We start from the raw sequence: 18099 nt of genomic DNA, 5'->3' as shown, positions 1-18099 counted from the left end.
CATGAGCTACGAGACCATCGAATACGCCGTCGAGGCCGGGGTCGCCACGCTGACCCTCAACCGGCCCAAGGCGCTGAACAGCTTCAACGCACAGATGCACGAGGAGGTCCGCGCGGCGATCAAGTCCGCCGAGCGTGACGAGGGCGTGCGCTGCCTGCTGATCACCGGCAGCGGCCGCGGCTTCTGCGCCGGCCAGGACCTCTCCGACCGCAACGTTGCCCCGGGCGGCGACGCCCCGGACCTCGGCGAGTCCATCGAGAAGAACTACAACCCGCTGATCCGCAAGCTCCGCGCCCTGGAGATGCCGGTGATCTGCGCGGTCAACGGCGTCGCCGCCGGCGCCGGCGCGAACCTCGCGCTCGCCTGCGACATCGTCCTCGCCGCGCGTTCGGCGAGCTTCATCCAGGCGTTCTGCAGGATCGGCCTGCTACCGGACTCCGGCGGCACCTGGCACCTGCCGCGACTGGTGGGCCACGCCCGCGCCATGGGCCTGGCGATGCTCGGCGACAAGCTCTCCGCCGACCAGGCCGAGGCCTGGGGCATGATCTGGCGGGTGGTCGACGACGAGCAGCTCGCCGCTGAGGCCGACGCCCTCGCCCGCCACCTCGCAGGCCAGCCCACCAAGGGCCTGTCGCTGATCAAGCGCGCGATCAACGCCTCCTGGCACAACGACCTGGACCAGCAGCTCGACCTCGAGCGTGACCTCCAGCGCGCCGCCGGACGCACCGACGACTACCGCGAGGGCGTGGCCGCCTTCATGGACAAGCGCGACCCGCAGTTCCAGGGGAAATGAGCATGAGCGCACTGAGCACCGACACCGTCATCGGCGTCATCGGCGCGGGCACCATGGGTGCCGGCATCGCCCAGGTGGCCGCCACCGCCGGCCACCCCGTGCTGCTGTTCGACGCCGTCGAGGGCGCCGCCGCCAAGGGCATCGAGCGCACGCGCTCGGGCATGCAGCGCCTGGTCGAGCGCGGGCGCATGAGCGCCGAGCAGGTGGACGCCATCTGCGCGCGGATCACGCCGGTGGATACCACCGCCGGACTCGCGCCGGCGGGCCTGGTGATCGAGGCCATCGTCGAGGACATCAATATCAAGCAGACGGTGTTCGGCGAGATCGAGACCATCTGCGGTGAGGACGTCATCCTCGCCACCAACACCTCCTCGATCTCCGTGACCGCCATCGGCGCCGGGCTCCGGCGCCCCGAACGCCTGGTGGGCATGCACTTCTTCAACCCGGCGCCGATCCTCAGGCTCGTCGAGGTCATCAGCGGCATCGCCACCGACCGCGCGGTGGCGGAGACGGTGCACGCGACCGCCGCCGCCTGGGGCAAGCACCCGGTGCACGCCCGCTCCACGCCCGGGTTCATCGTCAACCGCGTCGCCCGGCCCTTCTACGCCGAGGCGCTGCGGGTGCTCGAGGAGGGCGGCGCGGACGTCGCCACCATCGACGCCGCGCTCAAGGGCTCGGGGGGCTTCCGTATGGGGCCGTTCGAGCTCATGGACCTGATCGGCCAGGACGTGAACTTCGCGGTCACCAACTCGGTGTTCAACGCCTACTACCAGGACCCGCGCTTCCTGCCCTCGCTGCTGCAGCGCGAGTACGTCGAGGGCGGGCTGCTCGGGCGCAAGTCCGGGCGCGGTTTCTACGACTACCGCGAGGGTGCGGACAACCCCGTCCCCGCCGCCGCTCCGGCCGCCCCGCGCCCGGAGCGGGTGGTCGTCGAGGGCGACATGGGTGTCGCCGAGCCGCTGGTGGAGGCGATCGAGGCCGCGGGTATCGCGGTCGAGCGCCAGGACGGCGAGGACGGCTACCTCCACGTCGGCCCCACCACCCTCGCCCTCACCGACGGCCGGCTGGCCACGGAGCGGGCGTTCGAGGAGGACCTCGAGGAGCTGGTGGTCTTCGACCTGGCGCTGGACTTCGCCGACGCCGCCCGCGCGGTGATCGCCGCCGCGGACCAGACCCCCGCCGCCGGTGTCGAGCGCGCCGCCGGGCTGTTCCAGGCCCTCGGCCGGGAGGTCTCGGTGATCGACGACGTGCCGGGACTGATCGTGATGCGCACCGTGTGCATGCTCGCCAACGAGGGCGCGGACGCGGTGAACCAGGGGGTGTGCGACGCCGCGGGCTGCGACACCGCCATGAAGGGGGGCGTGAACTACCCGCGCGGGCCGCTGGCCTGGGCGGAGGCCATCGGCCTGCCCGAGGTCTGCCAGGTGCTGGACAGCCTCGCGGTGGTCTACGGCCTGGATCGCTACCGTGTCTCGCCGCTGCTGTGGCGAAAGGTCTATGCAGGAGCCGGATTCCATGAGTGATGAAGCGACCGTCGAGACCGTCTCGGCGCAGGAGATGGCCGAGCGCTGCGCCCGGGCCATGTGGGACGACGATACCGCCTCGCGCGGTCTGGGAATGACGCTCGAGGCCGTGAGCCCCGGGTATTCCCGGCTGTCGATGACCGTGCGCGACGACATGGCCAACGGCCACGACAACTGCCACGGCGGGTTCATCTTCACGCTGGCGGACTCGGCGTTCGCCTTCGCGTGCAACTACAACAACCTCATCACCGTCGCCCAGGGTGCGTCCATCGACTACCTGGCGCCGGCGAAGCGCGGCGACCACCTCACCGCAATCGGCGAGGAACGCAGCCGCGGCGGGCGCACCGGGGTCTACGACATCCGGGTGGAGAACCAGGACGGCCGCGTGGTCGCGCTGTTCCGCGGCAAGTCCTATCAGACCCGGGGCCGGATCGTGCCCGGGCTGGAGGTGAAGGAATGACTCAAGCGTATATCTGCGACGGCGTGCGCACGCCCTTCGGCCGCTACGGCGGCGCGCTGGCGGCGGTGCGCGCGGATGACCTGGCCACCGTGCCGCTGAAGGCGCTGATGGCGCGCAACCCGGACGTCGACTGGGCGGCGGTGGAGGATGTCATCCTCGGCTGCGCCAACCAGGCCGGCGAGGACAACCGCAACGTCGCACGCATGGCCGCCCTCCTCGCAGGCCTGCCCGAGGACGTCCCCGGGAGCACCGTCAACCGCCTGTGCGGCTCCAGCCTGGATGCCGTCGGCACCGCCGCCCGCGCCGTGCGCGCCGGGGAGGCGGAGCTGATGATCGCCGGCGGCGTCGAGAGCATGTCCCGGGCGCCGTTCGTCATGGGCAAGGCCGAGAAGGCCTTCTCCCGGCACGCCGACATCTACGACACCACCATCGGCTGGCGCTTCGTCAACCGCCTGATGGAGGAGCAGTTCGGCACCCACTCCATGCCGGAGACCGCCGAGAACGTCGCCGAGGACTACGGCGTCTCCCGCGACGACCAGGACGCCTTCGCCCTGCGCAGCCAGAAGCGCACCCACGCCGCGATGGAGTCGGGCCGCCTCGCCGAGGAAATCACCCCGGTGACGATCCCCCAGCGCAAGGGCGATCCGGTGGTCGTGGACAGCGACGAGCATCCCCGTCCGGAGACCACTGCGGAGGCATTGGCCAAGCTGCCGACGCCCTTCCGTCGCGAGGGCGGCAGCGTCACCGCCGGCAATGCCTCCGGCGTCAACGACGGCGCCGGTGCGCTGATCGTGGCCTCCGAGGGGGCGGTTAAGCGCCACGGCCTCACCCCGCGGGCGCGGGTGCTGGGCATGGCCACCGCCGGCGTGGCCCCGAGGGTGATGGGCATCGGCCCCGCCCCGGCGAGCCGCAAGCTGCTGGAGCGCCTCGGACTCGGCATCAAGGATATGGACGTGGTCGAGCTCAACGAGGCCTTCGCCGCCCAGTCGCTGGCGGTGCTGCGCATGCTCGGCGTCGCCGACGACGCCGGACATGTGAACCCGAACGGCGGCGCGATCTCCCTGGGCCATCCGCTCGGCGCGAGCGGCGTGCGCCTGGCGCTGGCGGCGGTCAACGAGCTGCACCGCCGCGGCGGGCGCTACGCCCTGTGCACCATGTGCATCGGCGTCGGTCAGGGTATCGCCATGGTGATTGAGCGGGTCTGAGGCCCGCACCGGCCGCCGGGGAACGGCGGCCGGGCAACGCGACCAAGAATACCGGCAAGCATCCCTACCCCGGGGAAGGAGAGTCCCAGATGAAGAGCCCCAACGTCCCGCTGCGAACGCTGCTCGAGCCCGTCGAGACCTGCACCCTCGACGAGCTGCGCCACGTCCAGCTCGAGCGCCTGCGCTGGTCGCTCAACCACGCCTACAAGAACGTCCCGTTCTACCGCGAGAGCTTCGACCGGGCCGGGGTGCATCCCAATGAGCTCAACAGCCTCGCCGACCTCGCGAAATTCCCCTTCACCTACAAGAACGACCTGCGGGACAACTACCCCTACGGCATGTTCGCCGTGCCCATGAGCGACGTGGTCCGCATCCACGCCTCCAGCGGCACGACCGGCCGTCCCACCGTGGTGGGCTACACCAAGAACGACATCGACACCTGGGCGGACGCCGTGGCCCGCTCCATCCGCGCCGCAGGCGGGAGTGCCAACGACATCGTCCACGTGGCCTACGGCTACGGCCTTTTCACCGGCGGGCTGGGCGCGCACTACGGTGCCGAGCGCCTCGGTGCGACGGTGATCCCGATGTCCGGCGGGCAGACCGAGAAGCAGGTGCAGCTGATCACCGACTTCAAGCCGTCGATCATCATGGTCACGCCCTCCTACATGCTCAACATCGCCGACGAGTTCGAGCGCCAGGGCATGGACCCGCGCCAGACCTCGCTGCGTGTCGGCATCTTCGGCGCCGAGCCCTGGACCGACGCCATGCGCCAAGAGATCGAGGAGCGTTTCGACATCGACGCGGTGGATATCTACGGCCTCTCCGAGGTCATGGGTCCGGGTGTGGCCCAGGAGTGCGTGGACACCAAGGACGGCCCCACCATCTGGGAGGACCTCTTCTACCCGGAGATCATCGATCCGGAGACCGGCGAGGTGCTGCCCGACGGCGAGGAAGGCGAGCTGGTGTTCACCAGCCTCACCAAGGAGGCGCTGCCGATCATCCGCTACCGCACCCGCGACCTCACCCGCCTGCTGCCGGGCACCGCCCGCACCATGCGGCGGATGGGCCGCATCACGGGGCGCTCGGATGATATGCTAATCATTCGCGGTGTTAATGTTTTCCCCAGCCAGATCGAGGAGCGGATCTGCAACCAGGGGCAGCTGGCGCCGCACTACCAGATCGAGGTCTGGCGCGACGGGCACCTGGACAAGATGGCTGTCTACGTCGAGCCCCGGCAGGATCTCGGCGAGGTCGGCGACGAGGAGAAGGTCGCGCTGGCCAAGGACCTGCAGCATCACATCAAGTCCTACATCGGCATCAGCACCGAGGTCCGCGTGCTGAACGCCGGCGAGGTGGAGCGCTCCCAGGGCAAGGCCAAGCGGGTCATCGACAAGCGGCCCAAGTAGCGCCGCCCCCGCTCGCCACCCGCCAACGGCCCGACGCAGTCGGGCCGTTTTGTGTGCAGCGATACTAACCTTCCAGGGCGTATACGTCCTGAAAGGTTAGTCACAACGACGGGCCGAAGGAGGAACGCATTGCTGGAACCCAAGTCCAGGACGACCACCCTGCTGCTCGCGGCGCTGGTCGCCATCGGCCCGCTCGCCACGGATCTCTACCTCCCCGCCCTGCCGGCCATCAGCCGGGCGCTCGAGGCGAGCAGCGACGAGGTCCAGCTCACGCTGAGCGTGTACATGCTCGGCTTCGCCCTGTCCCAGCTCATCTACGGCCCGCTCGCTGACCGTTTCGGCCGCAAACCGGTGATCGTCGGGGGGCTGGCGCTGTTCGTGCTGGCCACCATCGGCTGCGCGCTGGCCCCGACCATCGAGACGATGATCGCCCTGCGCTTCCTCCAGGCCCTCGGCGGGTGCGTCGGCCCGGTGCTCGGGCGCGCGGCGGTTCGCGACATCCACGGTCACCGCGAGGCGGCCCGGGTGCTCTCGCACCTGGCGACGGCGATGGCCCTGGCACCCGCCGCCGCCCCCGTGCTCGGCGGCTACCTGCTCGTGGCGGCCGGCTGGCCCTCGCTGTTCGTGGTACTCGCGGTCTACGCCGCCGTCGTGACCGCGACCGTGGCCCTGGCGCTGCCGGAGCCCCTGCCCGCCGCCTACCGCCAGCCCATCCGTCCCGGGGTCATCGCCGCCAACTACCGCACCCTCGTCCGCTCGCGGGTGTTCGTGGGCTATTCCCTGGCGGTGGGCTTCGTCTTCGGGGGTCTGTTCGCCTTCCTCTCCGGCTCGTCGTTCGTGCTGATCGAGTTCCTCGGCGTGGCGGAGGAGCACTACGGGCTGTATTTCACCCTGGTGGTACTCGGCTACATGGGCGGCAGCATCATCGGCGGGCGGCTGAGCCGGCGCTGGGGGATCGAGCGACTGATGCTCGCCGGCAGCCTGCTCTCCGCCGCCGCGGGCTCGGCCATGGCGGGCCTGTCGGCGGCCAGCGTCTATACGGTGGCGGCCGTGATCGTGCCGCACATGCTGTTCATGACCGGCGTGGGCATCGTCATGCCCCAGGCCATGGCCGGCGCCATCGGCCCGTTCCCGCAGATGGCCGGCTCCGCCTCCGCGCTGCTCGGGTTCATACAGATGGCCATCGCCGCCGGCGCCGGTGCGCTCGTGGGCCAGTTCCACGACGGCACCTCCCACTCCATGGCCTTCATCATCGCCGCCATGGGGCTGGCGACGCTGGCAAGCTTCCTGCTCATCGCCCGCCCGGCGGAACGCGCCCCGGCGCGGGAGACGGCAACGCCATCATAGGGGCGGTTCCGGGCGTTCAGCCGCCCATGTACAGGCTCATGAGCTGGGCGTCGTCGCGGATCTGCTCCGGCGAGCCGCCGAACTGGCGGCGGCCGCCGGCGAGGACATAGATATGGTCCGCCACGGGAAGCGCCTCGCGGATGTTCTGCTCGACCATAAGCACGCCGACACCGCGGTCGCGCAGGGTGCGCACCCGCTCGATGGTGTCGTGGACCATCGCCGGCGACAGCCCCGCCGAGGGCTCGTCGAGGAGCACGAAGCTGGGCTCGGGCACCAGCGCCCGGGCGATGGCCACCATCATCTGCTCGCCGCCGGACAGCGAGCCGGCGGCGACATGGCGGCGCCGGCCGAGGTTCTCGAACTCACCGATCAGGGCCTCGACACGCGAGTCCACCCAGTGACGGTCGGCGATGGAGTAGCCGCCCATGCGCAGGTTCTCCTCCACGCTCAGACGCGGAAAGACGCCGCCGCCCTGGGGCATGAGCACGACGCCCTCGCGCACGATCTCATGCACGCGCCGCCCGCTCAGGGTGCGATCGGCGAGGCGGATCTCGCCGGACCATACCGGCAGCGCGCCGGCGATGGCCTTGATCACGGTGGACTTGCCGCTGCCGTTGGGCCCGAAGATGCAGGTGATCCGGCCCGGGCGTGCGGCCAGGGAGACGCCGTGGACGATTTCCTGCTTGCCGTAGCCGGTGACCAGATCCTCGACTTCCAGCGATTCGCTCATTCGCTCCGTCCCAGGTACGCGCGCCGGACCTCGGCGTTGCCGGCGATCTCCTCGAAGCTGCCCTCCGCGACGACCTGGCCGAAGTCCATGACGATGATACGGTCGCAGACCTCGCGGACAAGCTCCATGTCGTGCTCGATGAGCAGGAAGGTGGCGCCATCCAACTGCATGGCGCGCACCGCGTTGAGGATGATGGCGCGGATGTTCGGGTGCACCCCGGCGGTGACCTCGTCGAGGAGCACCACCCGCGGCGAGCGCATGTACACGCGGGCGAACTCCACCAGCTTCTGCTGCCCGCCGGAGAGCTCGGAGGCGAGGTTCCCCGCCACGTGGTCGATCTCCAGAAGCGCGAGCGCCTGCCGCGCGCGTTCCGGGGCGCCCCGCCAGTCCCCCTCGCAGCTCGCCGCCAGGAGGTTGTCGTGGACACTCATGTTGCCGAACAGCGAGGGGATCTGGAACGTCCGCCCGAGCCCGGCGCGGGCCACCCGCCACGCCGGCCAGCCGGTGACGGCCTGCCCGCCGAGCCGCACCGTTCCGCCGTCCGGCGTCAGCGCGCCGGCGATGAGGTTGAACAGCGTGGACTTGCCGCTGCCGTTGGGCCCGATCAGGCCGAGCACCTCGGCGCGGTCGACGTCGAAGGTCACGCCGTCGACCGCGACGATGCCGGCGAAACGGCGCCTCAGCCCCGCGACCGCTAGCGCCGGGGGCTCGTCCGTGTGCGTACGTGTATCCGTCACCGTGCTCATAGCTTGCGCACCATGCCCGTGAGCAGGCGGTGACCGCGCCGGCGCAGCTGTCCGAGCCCCGGCAGCAGACTCACCAGCCCGTTGGGGAGGAAAAGCACCACCGCGACGATGATCACGCCGAGGATGGGCAGGTAGATCGCCGTGTCACCCAGCGCGGACCAGACCATGCGGTTGGTGAGCCACAGCAGGCTTGCCCCGAGCGCGGGGCCCCAGACGGTACCGAGCCCCCCGAGCAGCACCATCACCACCATCTGGTCGGTGATCTCGCCGCCCATCACCGACATCGGGTCGATGAAGGTCACCCAGTAGGCGTAGATCCCGCCGAACACCGCGGCGATACCTGCCGACAGCGCGAAGGCCTGAACCTTCACCAGGGTGGTGCGGATACCCAGCGCCTCCGCCGCCGGCTCGTGATCGCGCAGCGCCCGCAACCGGAAGCCGAAACGCGAGCGCTCCACCAGCACCCAGACCGCCAGGTAGGCGATCACCGCGGCGGCGAGCATGAGGTAGTAGAAGAAGTGCTCGTTGAGATACGGCGGCACCGACAGCCCCCCCGGCCCGCCGGTGACATCGAGGACGTTGACGAGCTGGAGCAGCATCTCCGCGAACGCCCAGGTCGCAATGGCGAAGTAGGAGCCGCGCAGGCGCATGGTCGGCGCGCCGATCACCGCCGCAACGCCGGCGGCCACCACCAGTCCCACCGGTAGCGTCGCGAAGAACGGCCAGTCCATCCCCCGCTGCATGAGCAGTGCCGTGGCATAGGCGCCGATACCGAAGAACGCGGAGTGGCCGAAGCTGATGTAGCCGGCGTAGCCGCCGACGATATTCCAGGCGCAGGCGAGCCCGGCCCACATGCACACCCCGGTGGCGATCCGCAGCGAGTAGGCGTCCAGTCCCAGCGGCAGGGCAGCGAGCACCGCGACGACGATCACCCCGGCCAGCCATCGTGTCAGCCCCATTCGCCCCCCTTCACAGCCCGCGCCTGAGGATGCCCTGCGGCGATATCAGCAGCACCGCGTAGAGCGCACCGAAGATCACCAGGTGGGAGTAGCTGATGCCGACGTAGATCGCGACCAGCGACTCCACCACACCGAGGAACAGCCCCGCCACCAGCACCCCGCCCACCGAGCCGAGGCCGGCGAGCACGGCGACGAAGAAGGCGAACAGCGTGTAGCGCACGCCCACGTCCGGATTGACGGAGTAGATGGTCGCAAGCAGCACACCCACCCCGGCGGTCAGCCCGGTGTAGACCGCGTACACCTGGGCCGAGAGCCTCGGCACGTCGACCCCCATGAGCCCGGCATTCTCCCGGCTCTGCGCCACCGCGCGCACGGCCAGCCCGAAGCGGGTCCGGTAGAGGAACAGGAACACCGCCAGGCTCAGGGCCGCGGCAGCGGCGAAGGCCACCACCCGCAGCACCGGCAGGGCCACCGGCCCGAGCTGGATCGCCGGGCCGGCGATGGCGGTGTCCACGTTGCGGCTGTTGAACGACCACAGCCACAGTGCCCCACCGCGCATGAAGATGAAGATACCGAAGGTGAGCGCCAGGGCCATGAGGTCGGGGCGTGCGTAGCGGCTGGTGCGCACGTGGTAGATGAGCGGGCCCAGCGCCCGGCCCACCAGCGCGAACACCACGGCCACCAGCGGCAGGCTGATGAACGGGTCCAGGCCCAGCAGGGTCAGCGCCCAGTAGCCGGCGTAGCCGCCGAGCATGACCCAGCCGCCCACGGCAAAGTCGATGACGTGGAGCACCCCGAAGGTGAGCTGGAAGCCGATGGTCAGGCACGCCAGGATCCCGCCGATCAGCACGCCGTTGGCCAGCGCCTGCAGGAACAGATCCACCCGATTGCCTCCCGCTGTCGCCGTCAGGAATGCCGCCCGTCGTTCTCAGGACCAGGCCGGCAGCGGGTAAACGATATCACCCTCGGCCGCGTCGGCGGGGGCGACCGGCACCACCTTGCCGTCGGTGATCTGCACCACGACCGGCACCGGACGGGTATTGTTGTGGAAGTGATCGCCCTTGGTCTCGAATGCCACCGGTCCGTAGAAGGTCTCGATGTCCGTGGCCTCGATGGCCTTGGCCAGGGCCTCGCGGTCGCTGCGGTTCCACGGCGGCGCCTTACCCATGCGCGCGGCGGCGTCCTGGAGGACCAGACCGCTGGCCGAGCAGGCCGCCTCGGTGTAGTCCGGGTGGCTGCCCCAGCGGGCGTAGGAGAGCTTGTCGTAGTCCGCCGCACTGCCGAACAGATCGTCGCTGTAGGGCACGCCGGGTGTCCACAGCGAGATGCCCATGACGCCGTTGGCGTCCGCACCCAGCTGGTCGGCGAACGCCGGCGCGGTGATGCCGTAGTGCATGACCATCGCCTTGGGCCGGTAACCCAGCGACTTCGCCGCCTTCACGAAGTTGATCAGCACCTCCTCGTGACCGCCGACGGCAACGATATCCGGGTTCTGCGACTTGAGCTTGGTCACCACCGGGGTGACGTCCGCCTTGGCCGGGAAGAGCTCGAAACCGGTGAGCTCGAGCTCCGCGGGCTCGGCGCCATCGCGGAAGCCCTTGGCGGTGTCGTCGGAGAACGGCTCGTTGACGCCGACCACACCGACGCTCTCCGGCCGCGGCGAGACCGAATCCGCGATCACCCCGAGGGACTTGCCCGATGAGAGGTCCACGGCGGGAATCATGCCGAAGTTGAACGGCGGCTTGTCCACCCAGACCTTGGGCGACTCGGCGGAGCCGGAGATCATCGGCACGCGGTACTTGTTGCAGATGGGCTGCACCGCCAGCGTCACCCCGGACGTGTAGGGCCCGAAGATGACGTCCACCTCCTCCTGGACGATCAGCCGCTCGGCGGCGGAGGCACCGGAGGCCGGGTTGGACTGTGCGTCACCGTAGGACATCTCGACCTTGTATCGGGTCCCGCCGATATCGATACCGCCGAGCTTGTTGATCTCCTCGGCCCACAGGTCGTAGCCGCGCCGGGTGAGGTTGCCGCCGAAGCGGTTGGCACCGGACAGCGACGTCACCACCCCGCAGCGGATGGTCGGTGTCTGGGCGCGGGCCCCACGGCCCACGGCGCCGACGGATAGCGCACCGACGCCGAGCGCCGAGGTCTTGAGGAAATCGCGGCGGGAAAGCTTGCTGGCCATGATGACGCCTCCTACCCGTGCGCGGGTCTTGTTCGTTCTGAGGAAAACGTTGCCGCCCCTTTCAAGATAGGCCGGATTCGCGCACTGACAAGCCGCAGCAGGACCCGGCAAGGGATTCAGGACCTGCGGAATGGCACCGTGCGCGGCATGTCAGGCAGGCGCTTCACGCCTCCCCGATCTACGTGAGCGGGTCACCAGGGTTTCACCGCGACACCTACCGCAGAGCCCGGTTGCCCCTACCAAGCGACAGCCGCGGTGGTATCGCTGGCAATACCGGGCGGCAGGCCGGGTACCGGGTGCCTGACGGGCGGACGTGTCGCACGCCTGGGGCGTCCGGCCGGCACGAACGGCCGATCCCGGCCACTCCCTTGGGTCGGCGGTTCCCCGCGACCGCAAGGCCCCGGACGACGCCGGCCCGGCGGTTCACGCCCCCCCGAGCGGCATGAGCGGGGCGCGGGCAGTCGTTCTAATCGGCGGAGGGCTCGGCCACGAAGCCGAAACGCGCCGGGACCTCGGTGCGGCGCACCCCGGCCAGCGGCGCCGGGGCGGAGGCGTCCAGGACCACACACAGCCCGCTCTCCCCGCCCGCCGCCGCGGCCTCGATCCCGGCGTCCACGGCATCGGCGTCCGCGGCCGCGCCGTCGGCGCGGCACAGCCGTGACGCGAGCCACTCCGCCGCGTCGCCCAACAGCAGTCCGACACCACGGTCGAAGGCGAGCAGGGTGTCCCCGGCCTCGTCGATGAAGGCAGCGCTCACACCGTTCACGGGATCGCCGGTATGGGTCGCGAGTCCGCCACGGCCGTCGGCATGAAGAATCCAGGGGGTGTAATCGAGGCTTACGTAGACACGCTGCGGGCCGTTCTGGAAATAGTAACGGCCCTTATCGTCGGCAAGGTAGTTACGGGCGATGAACTCGGCGAGCGCCTCGCGCTCCACCAGCCCGCCGTCGATCCACCAGCGCCCGCGCCGGTCCAGGCGCAGCCACCCCGCGAGGGCCGGGACATCCGGCCAGCGGGCCATCGCGCGGCGTACGGAATCATCCATCACGCCGCCCCCGCAATCACTCCGTGACGCCGCGACGGGCGATACGCATCGCCTCGTCGAGTACGTCGGCGTCGCCGATGTGATTGCTCAGCAGCAGGATCAGCCGGGCGTTGGCCAGCCGGCTCTGCTCCTCGTCGAGGTCCCGGTGCATTTCCACCAGGGCTTCATAGACGTCGTCGCCGCGCTCCAGGCGCGGGTCGACCCGCAGGTACTGCGTCGACATCGCTCTCCTCCTCGTGCGGCCTCGTCGACGGGGCCGCGCCGTTCAACCGTTCAGGCCGCGAGCGCGCAGGCCCGGTCTATCGCCTGGTTTATCAGCGCGGCGTCCACGTCGCGCCAGCGTGCGACCACGTGCTGATCCGGGCGAATGAGGTATACCGTGCCCGGACGGGCGTCGTAGCGCTGCGCGGCCAGGCCCTGCGGGTCCTCCACGATCACCGCGTCCGCCGGCGTGCCGGCGACCGGCCCGTCGGCCACCACGAGCACGCGAAGGTCCCGCTCGTGGGCGCGGACGCGCTCGACGGCGTCCACCACCCCGGCCGGGCAGCCCTGCCGCGTGTCGGCGAAGACCATCAACGTGAACACGTCGCCCAGGCACGCCAGCAGCCAGTCCTCATTGCCGTCGACGCGCACCGGTGCGTCAAGACACGGGGCCCCCGGCACCATCCGGCCTTCGAAGTCGGCGGAGTCCGGCGTGTTCAGCGGCGAGTCGGCGTGCACCGCCGGCAACGACAGACGGCCGCTGTTGACCAGCTTGCGGGCGAACGGAAACTCCTCGGCCAGCATCAGCGTGGCGTCACGGAAGGCCCGGCTCACCGGGCTCTTCGGGGTGATGAAGTCCGTGCTGCGCGTGGAGTTGAGGATGTTCTCGTCCGCCGCGGCCACCCGTTCGCTGTCATAGCTGTCCAGCAGGGCGTCGCCGCCGCGGCCGGCAAGCACCCGCTCGATCTTCCAGACCAGGTTGTCCACGTCCTGCACGCCGCTGTTCGCGCCGCGGGCACCGAACGGCGAGACCTGATGAGCCGCGTCGCCGGCGAAAAACACCCGGGCGGAGGTGCGGAAGTGCTCCATGCGCCGACACTGGAAGGTGTAGATGCTGACCCAGTCCAGATCGAAGTCCACGCCCTCGCCGAGCATGGCGCGGATCCGCGGGATCACCCGCTCGGGCTGGCGCTCGACATCGGGGTCCGCCTCCCAGCCGAGCTGGAAGTCGATGCGGAAGACATTGTCCGCCTGGCGGTGAAGCAGCACCGACTGCCCCGGGTGGAACGGCGGATCGAACCAGAACCAGCGTTCCGTGGGGAAGTCGGCATCCATGACCACGTCGGCGATGAGGAAACGGTCCTGGAAGACCTGCCCCTTCGACTGCAGCCCGAGGAGCTTGCGCAGCGGGCTGCGCGCCCCGTCGGCGACGACGAGGTAGTCCGCGACCAGCTCGTAACGCCCCTCCGGCGTCTGCACACCGAGCACGACCCCGTCATCGCGCTCGGCGAGCTCGACGACCTCGTTGCACCAGCGCAGGTCGGCGTCCGCCAGCGCATCGAGGCGCTCGATGAGGTATTCCTCGACATAGTACTGCTGGAGGTTGATGAACGCCGGCCGGCGGTGCCCCTCCTCGGGCAGCAGATCGAAGTGATAGACCTCGTGGTCGCCGAAGAACACCCGCCCGTGCTTCCAGGTGATGCCCTTCTCGACCATCCGCTGCCCACCGCCGATGCGGTCGAACACCTCCAGCGTGCGCTTGGCGAAGCAGATCGCCCGGGAGCCGTCACTGACGCCGTTCTCGGCGTCCAGCAGCACCACCGGGATGCCGCGCCTCGCCAGGTCGATGGCCGCCGACAGGCCCACCGGGCCGGCGCCGACCACCACCACCGGGTGACGGACCGGCTGCCCGGCGTCCTGGTCGGGGGAGCGCCGGTAGTCGAAGACCGGGCACTGATGTGACTTCGGCATGACCGCTCTCCCTCAGCCCTCGAGGGCCTCCCACATCTCGCGATCGCGCTCGGCGGTCCAGATGCGCGGATCCGGATAGTCGCCAGCCTCGTCGTAGGCACGGCTGACGTCGAAGGGCATGCAGTGACGGAAGATCACCCAGTGGCCGTACTTCGGCTCGAGCTCGGCGATCATGGTCTCGTAGGTGGCCTTGAGGTCCTTGCCCTCGGCACGGCAGCGCTTGACCCCGCCGTAGAGATCGCTGATGAACGACTGCGTGCCCTCGAGTCCGTTCTGGCACTCCTCCGGGGTCTTGAGCGCCTCACCGCGGCCCGGCACCAGTGCACTCGGCTCCAGGTTGCGCAGGCGGCTGAGGGTGTCCGGCCAGTCGCGGTGATAGGCGTCGCCGGTATACGGGGTGGCGCCGTACTCGACCAGGTCGCCGCTGAACAGCACCTTCTCGTCGGGCAGCCACACGACGGTGTCGCCCTTGGTGTGACCGCGGCCGAGCTGCATGATCTCGACCCGGCGCTCACCCATCCACAGGGTCATGTGGCCCTCGAAGACCATGGTCGGCCAGGTCAGGCCCGGGATGCTGTCCGCGCCCTGGAACAGCCGCGGGAAGCGCCCGAGCTCGGAGGCGTAGTCCTGCTCGCCACGCTCGACGAGCAGGTCGTAGGTGTCGCGGCTCGCGATGATCTGCTCCGCGCCATAGGCCGAGGCCCCCAGGGTGCGCACCGCGTGATAGTGGGTCAGCAGCACGTAGCGGATGGGTTTGTCGGTGACCTGACGGACCCGCTTGATCACCTCCTCGGCCATCATCGGGGTCGCCTGGGCATCGATCACCATGACGCCGTCATCGCCAACGATGATGCCAGTGTTCGGATCGCCTTCCGCCGTGTATGCATACGCACCGGGCGCGAGCTCGGAGAAGGTGATCTCCTTGGGGGTCATATCGCCTGCGGAAGCGAATTGCTTGGCCATGACAGCATCTCCAGATTCGTGTTGCGGAAAGGGGGCCGCGCCGCACGGACGGCGACGCGGCGATGGCCGTGGACGCCGGCGGCGTCCACGGCGGCGCGGTTACTCGGCGAGTTCCCACTCGCCGTCGCGGATCTCGAGCATCCGGAAGGCGGAGAGATCGAGGCCGAGGTGATCGTCCGGCCCCATGTTGAACTCGCCACCGGTGCCCATCAGGCCGCTGGTCTGCTCGATCGCGTCGCGCACAGCGGCCTTGTCCGTGGTGCCGGCCCGCTTGATCGCCTGCGTGGCGATCATCAGGCCATCGTAGGCGTGGCCGCCGAAGGTCGAGACCGACTCGTTGTAGGTCGACTCGTACTCCTTCTTGTAGGCGGTGACCACCGGCTTCTGCGGATCGTCGTCCGGAAGCTTCTCGGCGACGAGCAGCGCCGCGGCGGGCAGGCGCACACCATTGGCGGCCTCACCGGCGAGCTCGATGAACTTCTTCGAGGCCACGCCGTGGGACTGGTAGAACGGCAGTTTCAGGCCGAGCTGCTCGTAGTTACGCGTGACGATCGCGGGGCCCTGACCGAAGCCGAAGTTCAGGATCGCATCCACGCCGTCGGTGTTGGCGATGTTGGTCAGCTGCGCGGTCATGTCCGTGTCGTTGGGGCCGTAGGTCTCGTCGGCCACGATCTCGATGTCATAGTCTCCGACGACACTCAGGGTCTGCTTGCGGCCGGACTTGCCGAAGCCGCCGGTCCCCGAAATCAGGCCGATCTTGTCGAAGCCGCGGGCCTGCATGTCCTTGAGGATCTTGCGCGCCGCCATGCGGTCGGTATGCGGGGTCTTGAACACCCACTTCTTGACCGGATCGATGATCGGCACGCCGCCGGCCAGGGAGATGAACGGGATCTCGTAGCGCTGCACCAGCGGGATCACGGCCATGGTGGTGCCGGTGGTGGTCCCGCCGACGATGACATCCACCTGATCGGAGGTGATCAGGCGCTTGGCGAACGTCCGCGCCTTGCCGGCGTTGCCGGCGGTGTCGTAGTGGACCAGCTCGATCTGGCGGCCGTCGACGCCGCCCTGGTTGTTGATCTTCTCGACCCAGTGCTGGAGCGTCTTGAGCTCCGGGTCACCGAGGAACGACGCCGGGCCGGTGACGGCCAGGAACGTGCCCACGCGGATCGGGTCCTGCTGGGCGCTGGCGTTGGACATTCCCGCGACCGCGACGCCGGTGACGGCGGCCGCCAGGCCGATCTTCTTCAGCAATGCATGCAACATGCTCTCTCCTCCTGCTTCCGCGCTAGGCGCGACGGTGGCGGACCGGTGTCCCGGTGACCGCCGGCTTCCAGCCTGGCTGGCGCGGTATTGCTGTATGGCCAACCAAACTATTTTCGCTCAAAACTAAAGTCAAGGGCCGTGGCCACATCTCTCGCGGCTACATCCCAAGATATGCCCGTTTGACCTCCTCGTCGGCAAGCAATTCCGAGCCCGTGCCGGAGAGCGTGATGGTCCCGGTCTCGATGACGTAACCGCGGTCGGCGATCGCCAGCGCACCGGAGGCGTTCTGCTCGACGAGCAGCACCGTGATCCCTTCCTCCCTGAGGCGCTCGACGATGCGGAAGATCTCGCCCACCAGCAGCGGCGCCAGCCCCATGCTCGGCTCGTCGAGGAGCATGAGCTGGGGGCGCGTCATCATCGCGCGACCAATGGCGAGCATCTGCTGCTGGCCGCCGGAGAGCGTGCCCGCGGCCTGGTGGCGTTTCTCTTGCAGAATCGGGAAGAGCTCGTACATGTGCTCCAGATCCCGCGTCACCGCGGCGCTGCGGCCCCGGGTATAGGCCCCGAGGATCAGGTTGTCCTCCACGCTCATCGGACCGAAGACCTGACGGCCCTCGGGGACCTGGGCGATACCCCCGGCGACCCGGCGCTCGCCGGTCATGCGCGTGATATCACGGCCGTGGAAGTGCACCGTGCCTTTGGTCGCCGGCTGCAGCCCGGAGATCGTGCGCAGCAGCGTGGTCTTGCCGGCGCCGTTGGCCCCGACCAGGGCGACGATCTGCCCGCGGGGCACCTCGATGTCCACACCGCGCAGCGCCTGGATACGCCCGTAATACGTCTCCAGCCCGGAGACGCTCAGCAGCGCCTCCTCCGCCGGCGCCGCAGACGGCGTGAAGCGCTCCGCCTCCGGGCCCTGCGGGGTCTCGCGGGTGAGACCCAGACCGATGGGGGCCGGTGCGTAGTTCACGATGGTCTGGTGCAGATCGCGGAACGCGTCCTGCTGACGCTCGCCGAACAGCGGGTCGTCGTTGTCGGCGAAGGCGCGGTTGATCTCGCGCCAGTCCGCCTCCGTGAACACCTTCCGCGCCAGCGGGATGACCTCCTTCTCCTCCAGGCGGAGGTGGTCGCGCTGGAAGGCGAGATACCGTTCCAGCACCTCGCGGAAGGCCTCGCCCTCGCCGGCGGGGTCCGCGGCGTAGCGCTCCAGCGCCACCCGGGCATCGGTGACCAGCGCCGGCCCGGCCTCGTGCTGGGCCTCCAGCTCGTCGAGCACACCGGCGCTCTCCGGGGCGCGCGCACGCAGCAGCCGGAACAGGTAGTCATCCTCCTTGGGATGGTGGACACGGTCGGCGTAGAGCTCGATGTAGTCGAAGATCGCGGCGAACAGCGCCCGGTCCGGCCGCGTGCCCGACTCGCGGTACTCCCGGGCCAGGGCCTCGGCGGTGTCGAGCACCCGCCAGATGCCATTGTGCTCGCGCTGTATGACGGAAATCGCGTCGGTCATGTCCTCTCCCCCAG

General features: G+C 69.6%; 17 protein-coding genes and 1 pseudogene. 6 read left to right on the top strand and 12 right to left on the bottom strand.

What is annotated here, in order from left to right; genetic code table 11:
* Position 1 precedes the first annotated feature (1 nt).
* From paaG to G7A99_RS00630, 6 genes are all read left to right on the top strand, one after another.
* Positions 2-793, top strand: coding sequence for a 2-(1,2-epoxy-1,2-dihydrophenyl)acetyl-CoA isomerase PaaG (gene paaG / locus G7A99_RS00655; RefSeq protein WP_163138626.1), 792 nt, complete (start codon positions 2-4; stop codon positions 791-793).
* 2 nt (positions 794-795) lie between these two features.
* Positions 796-2316 carry a 3-hydroxyacyl-CoA dehydrogenase PaaH gene (paaH, locus tag G7A99_RS00650; protein WP_163138625.1) on the top strand — a complete coding sequence of 507 codons (1521 nt, stop codon included), beginning with the start codon at positions 796-798 and terminating at the stop codon, positions 2314-2316.
* Complete coding sequence (gene paaI / locus G7A99_RS00645) at positions 2309-2776, top strand: hydroxyphenylacetyl-CoA thioesterase PaaI (protein WP_163138624.1); 468 nt, start codon at positions 2309-2311, stop codon at positions 2774-2776. The genes paaH and paaI overlap by 8 nt, the downstream gene beginning before the upstream one ends.
* Positions 2773-3981, top strand: a complete 1209-nt coding sequence (gene pcaF / locus G7A99_RS00640) for a 3-oxoadipyl-CoA thiolase (RefSeq protein WP_163138623.1) — start codon at positions 2773-2775, stop codon at positions 3979-3981. Before paaI ends, pcaF begins: the two co-directional genes overlap by 4 nt.
* An 89-nt stretch (positions 3982-4070) precedes the next feature.
* Positions 4071-5387, top strand: coding sequence for a phenylacetate--CoA ligase PaaK (gene paaK, locus G7A99_RS00635; RefSeq protein WP_018718235.1), 1317 nt, complete (start codon positions 4071-4073; stop codon positions 5385-5387).
* 129 nt (positions 5388-5516) lie between these two features.
* The gene (locus G7A99_RS00630; protein ID WP_018718236.1) at positions 5517-6734 is read left to right on the top strand and encodes a multidrug effflux MFS transporter; all 1218 of its coding nucleotides are present in this window, start codon (positions 5517-5519) and stop codon (positions 6732-6734) included.
* A 16-nt stretch (positions 6735-6750) separates the two neighbouring features.
* Here the strand turns inward: G7A99_RS00630 and G7A99_RS00625 are convergent, their stop codons facing one another.
* From G7A99_RS00625 to G7A99_RS25885, 12 genes and pseudogenes are all read right to left on the bottom strand, one after another.
* Positions 6751-7464 carry an ABC transporter ATP-binding protein gene (locus tag G7A99_RS00625; protein ID WP_163138622.1) on the bottom strand — a complete coding sequence of 238 codons (714 nt, stop codon included), beginning with the start codon at positions 7462-7464 and terminating at the stop codon, positions 6751-6753.
* Positions 7461-8210, bottom strand: coding sequence for an ABC transporter ATP-binding protein (locus tag G7A99_RS00620; RefSeq protein WP_018718238.1), 750 nt, complete (start codon positions 8208-8210; stop codon positions 7461-7463). The genes G7A99_RS00625 and G7A99_RS00620 overlap by 4 nt, the downstream gene beginning before the upstream one ends.
* Positions 8207-9169, bottom strand: a complete 963-nt coding sequence (locus tag G7A99_RS00615; protein WP_018718239.1) for a branched-chain amino acid ABC transporter permease — start codon at positions 9167-9169, stop codon at positions 8207-8209. Before G7A99_RS00615 ends, G7A99_RS00620 begins: the two co-directional genes overlap by 4 nt.
* A gap of 10 nt (positions 9170-9179) precedes the next feature.
* Positions 9180-10052, bottom strand: a complete 873-nt coding sequence (locus G7A99_RS00610; protein WP_018718240.1) for a branched-chain amino acid ABC transporter permease — start codon at positions 10050-10052, stop codon at positions 9180-9182.
* Positions 10053-10097: 45 nt separating this feature from the next.
* On the bottom strand, positions 10098-11357 hold the full coding sequence (locus G7A99_RS00605; RefSeq protein WP_018718241.1) for an amino acid ABC transporter substrate-binding protein: 1260 nt from the start codon (positions 11355-11357) through the stop codon (positions 10098-10100).
* 466 nt (positions 11358-11823) lie between these two features.
* A complete protein-coding gene (locus tag G7A99_RS00600; protein ID WP_018718242.1) occupies positions 11824-12402 on the bottom strand; it encodes a DUF2946 family protein in 579 nt (192 codons plus the stop codon).
* Between the two features lie 16 nt (positions 12403-12418).
* Entirely contained in the window at positions 12419-12625 is a 207-nt protein-coding gene (locus tag G7A99_RS00595) for a DUF2783 domain-containing protein (RefSeq protein ID WP_018718243.1), read from the bottom strand.
* A 50-nt stretch (positions 12626-12675) separates the two neighbouring features.
* Positions 12676-14355, bottom strand: a complete 1680-nt coding sequence (locus G7A99_RS00590) for an FAD-dependent oxidoreductase (protein WP_163138621.1) — start codon at positions 14353-14355, stop codon at positions 12676-12678.
* 12 nt (positions 14356-14367) lie between these two features.
* Positions 14368-15318 carry an MBL fold metallo-hydrolase gene (locus tag G7A99_RS00585; RefSeq protein WP_018718245.1) on the bottom strand — a complete coding sequence of 317 codons (951 nt, stop codon included), beginning with the start codon at positions 15316-15318 and terminating at the stop codon, positions 14368-14370.
* A gap of 99 nt (positions 15319-15417) precedes the next feature.
* The gene (locus G7A99_RS00580; protein ID WP_018718246.1) at positions 15418-16581 is read right to left on the bottom strand and encodes an ABC transporter substrate-binding protein; all 1164 of its coding nucleotides are present in this window, start codon (positions 16579-16581) and stop codon (positions 15418-15420) included.
* A 157-nt stretch (positions 16582-16738) separates the two neighbouring features.
* Positions 16739-17443 (bottom strand): ABC transporter ATP-binding protein, encoded by a 705-nt coding sequence (locus tag G7A99_RS25890; protein ID WP_371807590.1) that lies wholly within the window; start codon positions 17441-17443, stop codon positions 16739-16741.
* A 234-nt stretch (positions 17444-17677) separates the two neighbouring features.
* Positions 17678-18085: pseudogene (locus G7A99_RS25885) on the bottom strand (hemerythrin domain-containing protein); the annotation flags it as partial.
* Between the last annotated feature and the right edge of the window lie 14 nt (positions 18086-18099).

Source organism: Arhodomonas sp. KWT (genome assembly GCF_010993615.1).
This window is presented reverse-complemented; position numbering and strand designations above follow the sequence as displayed.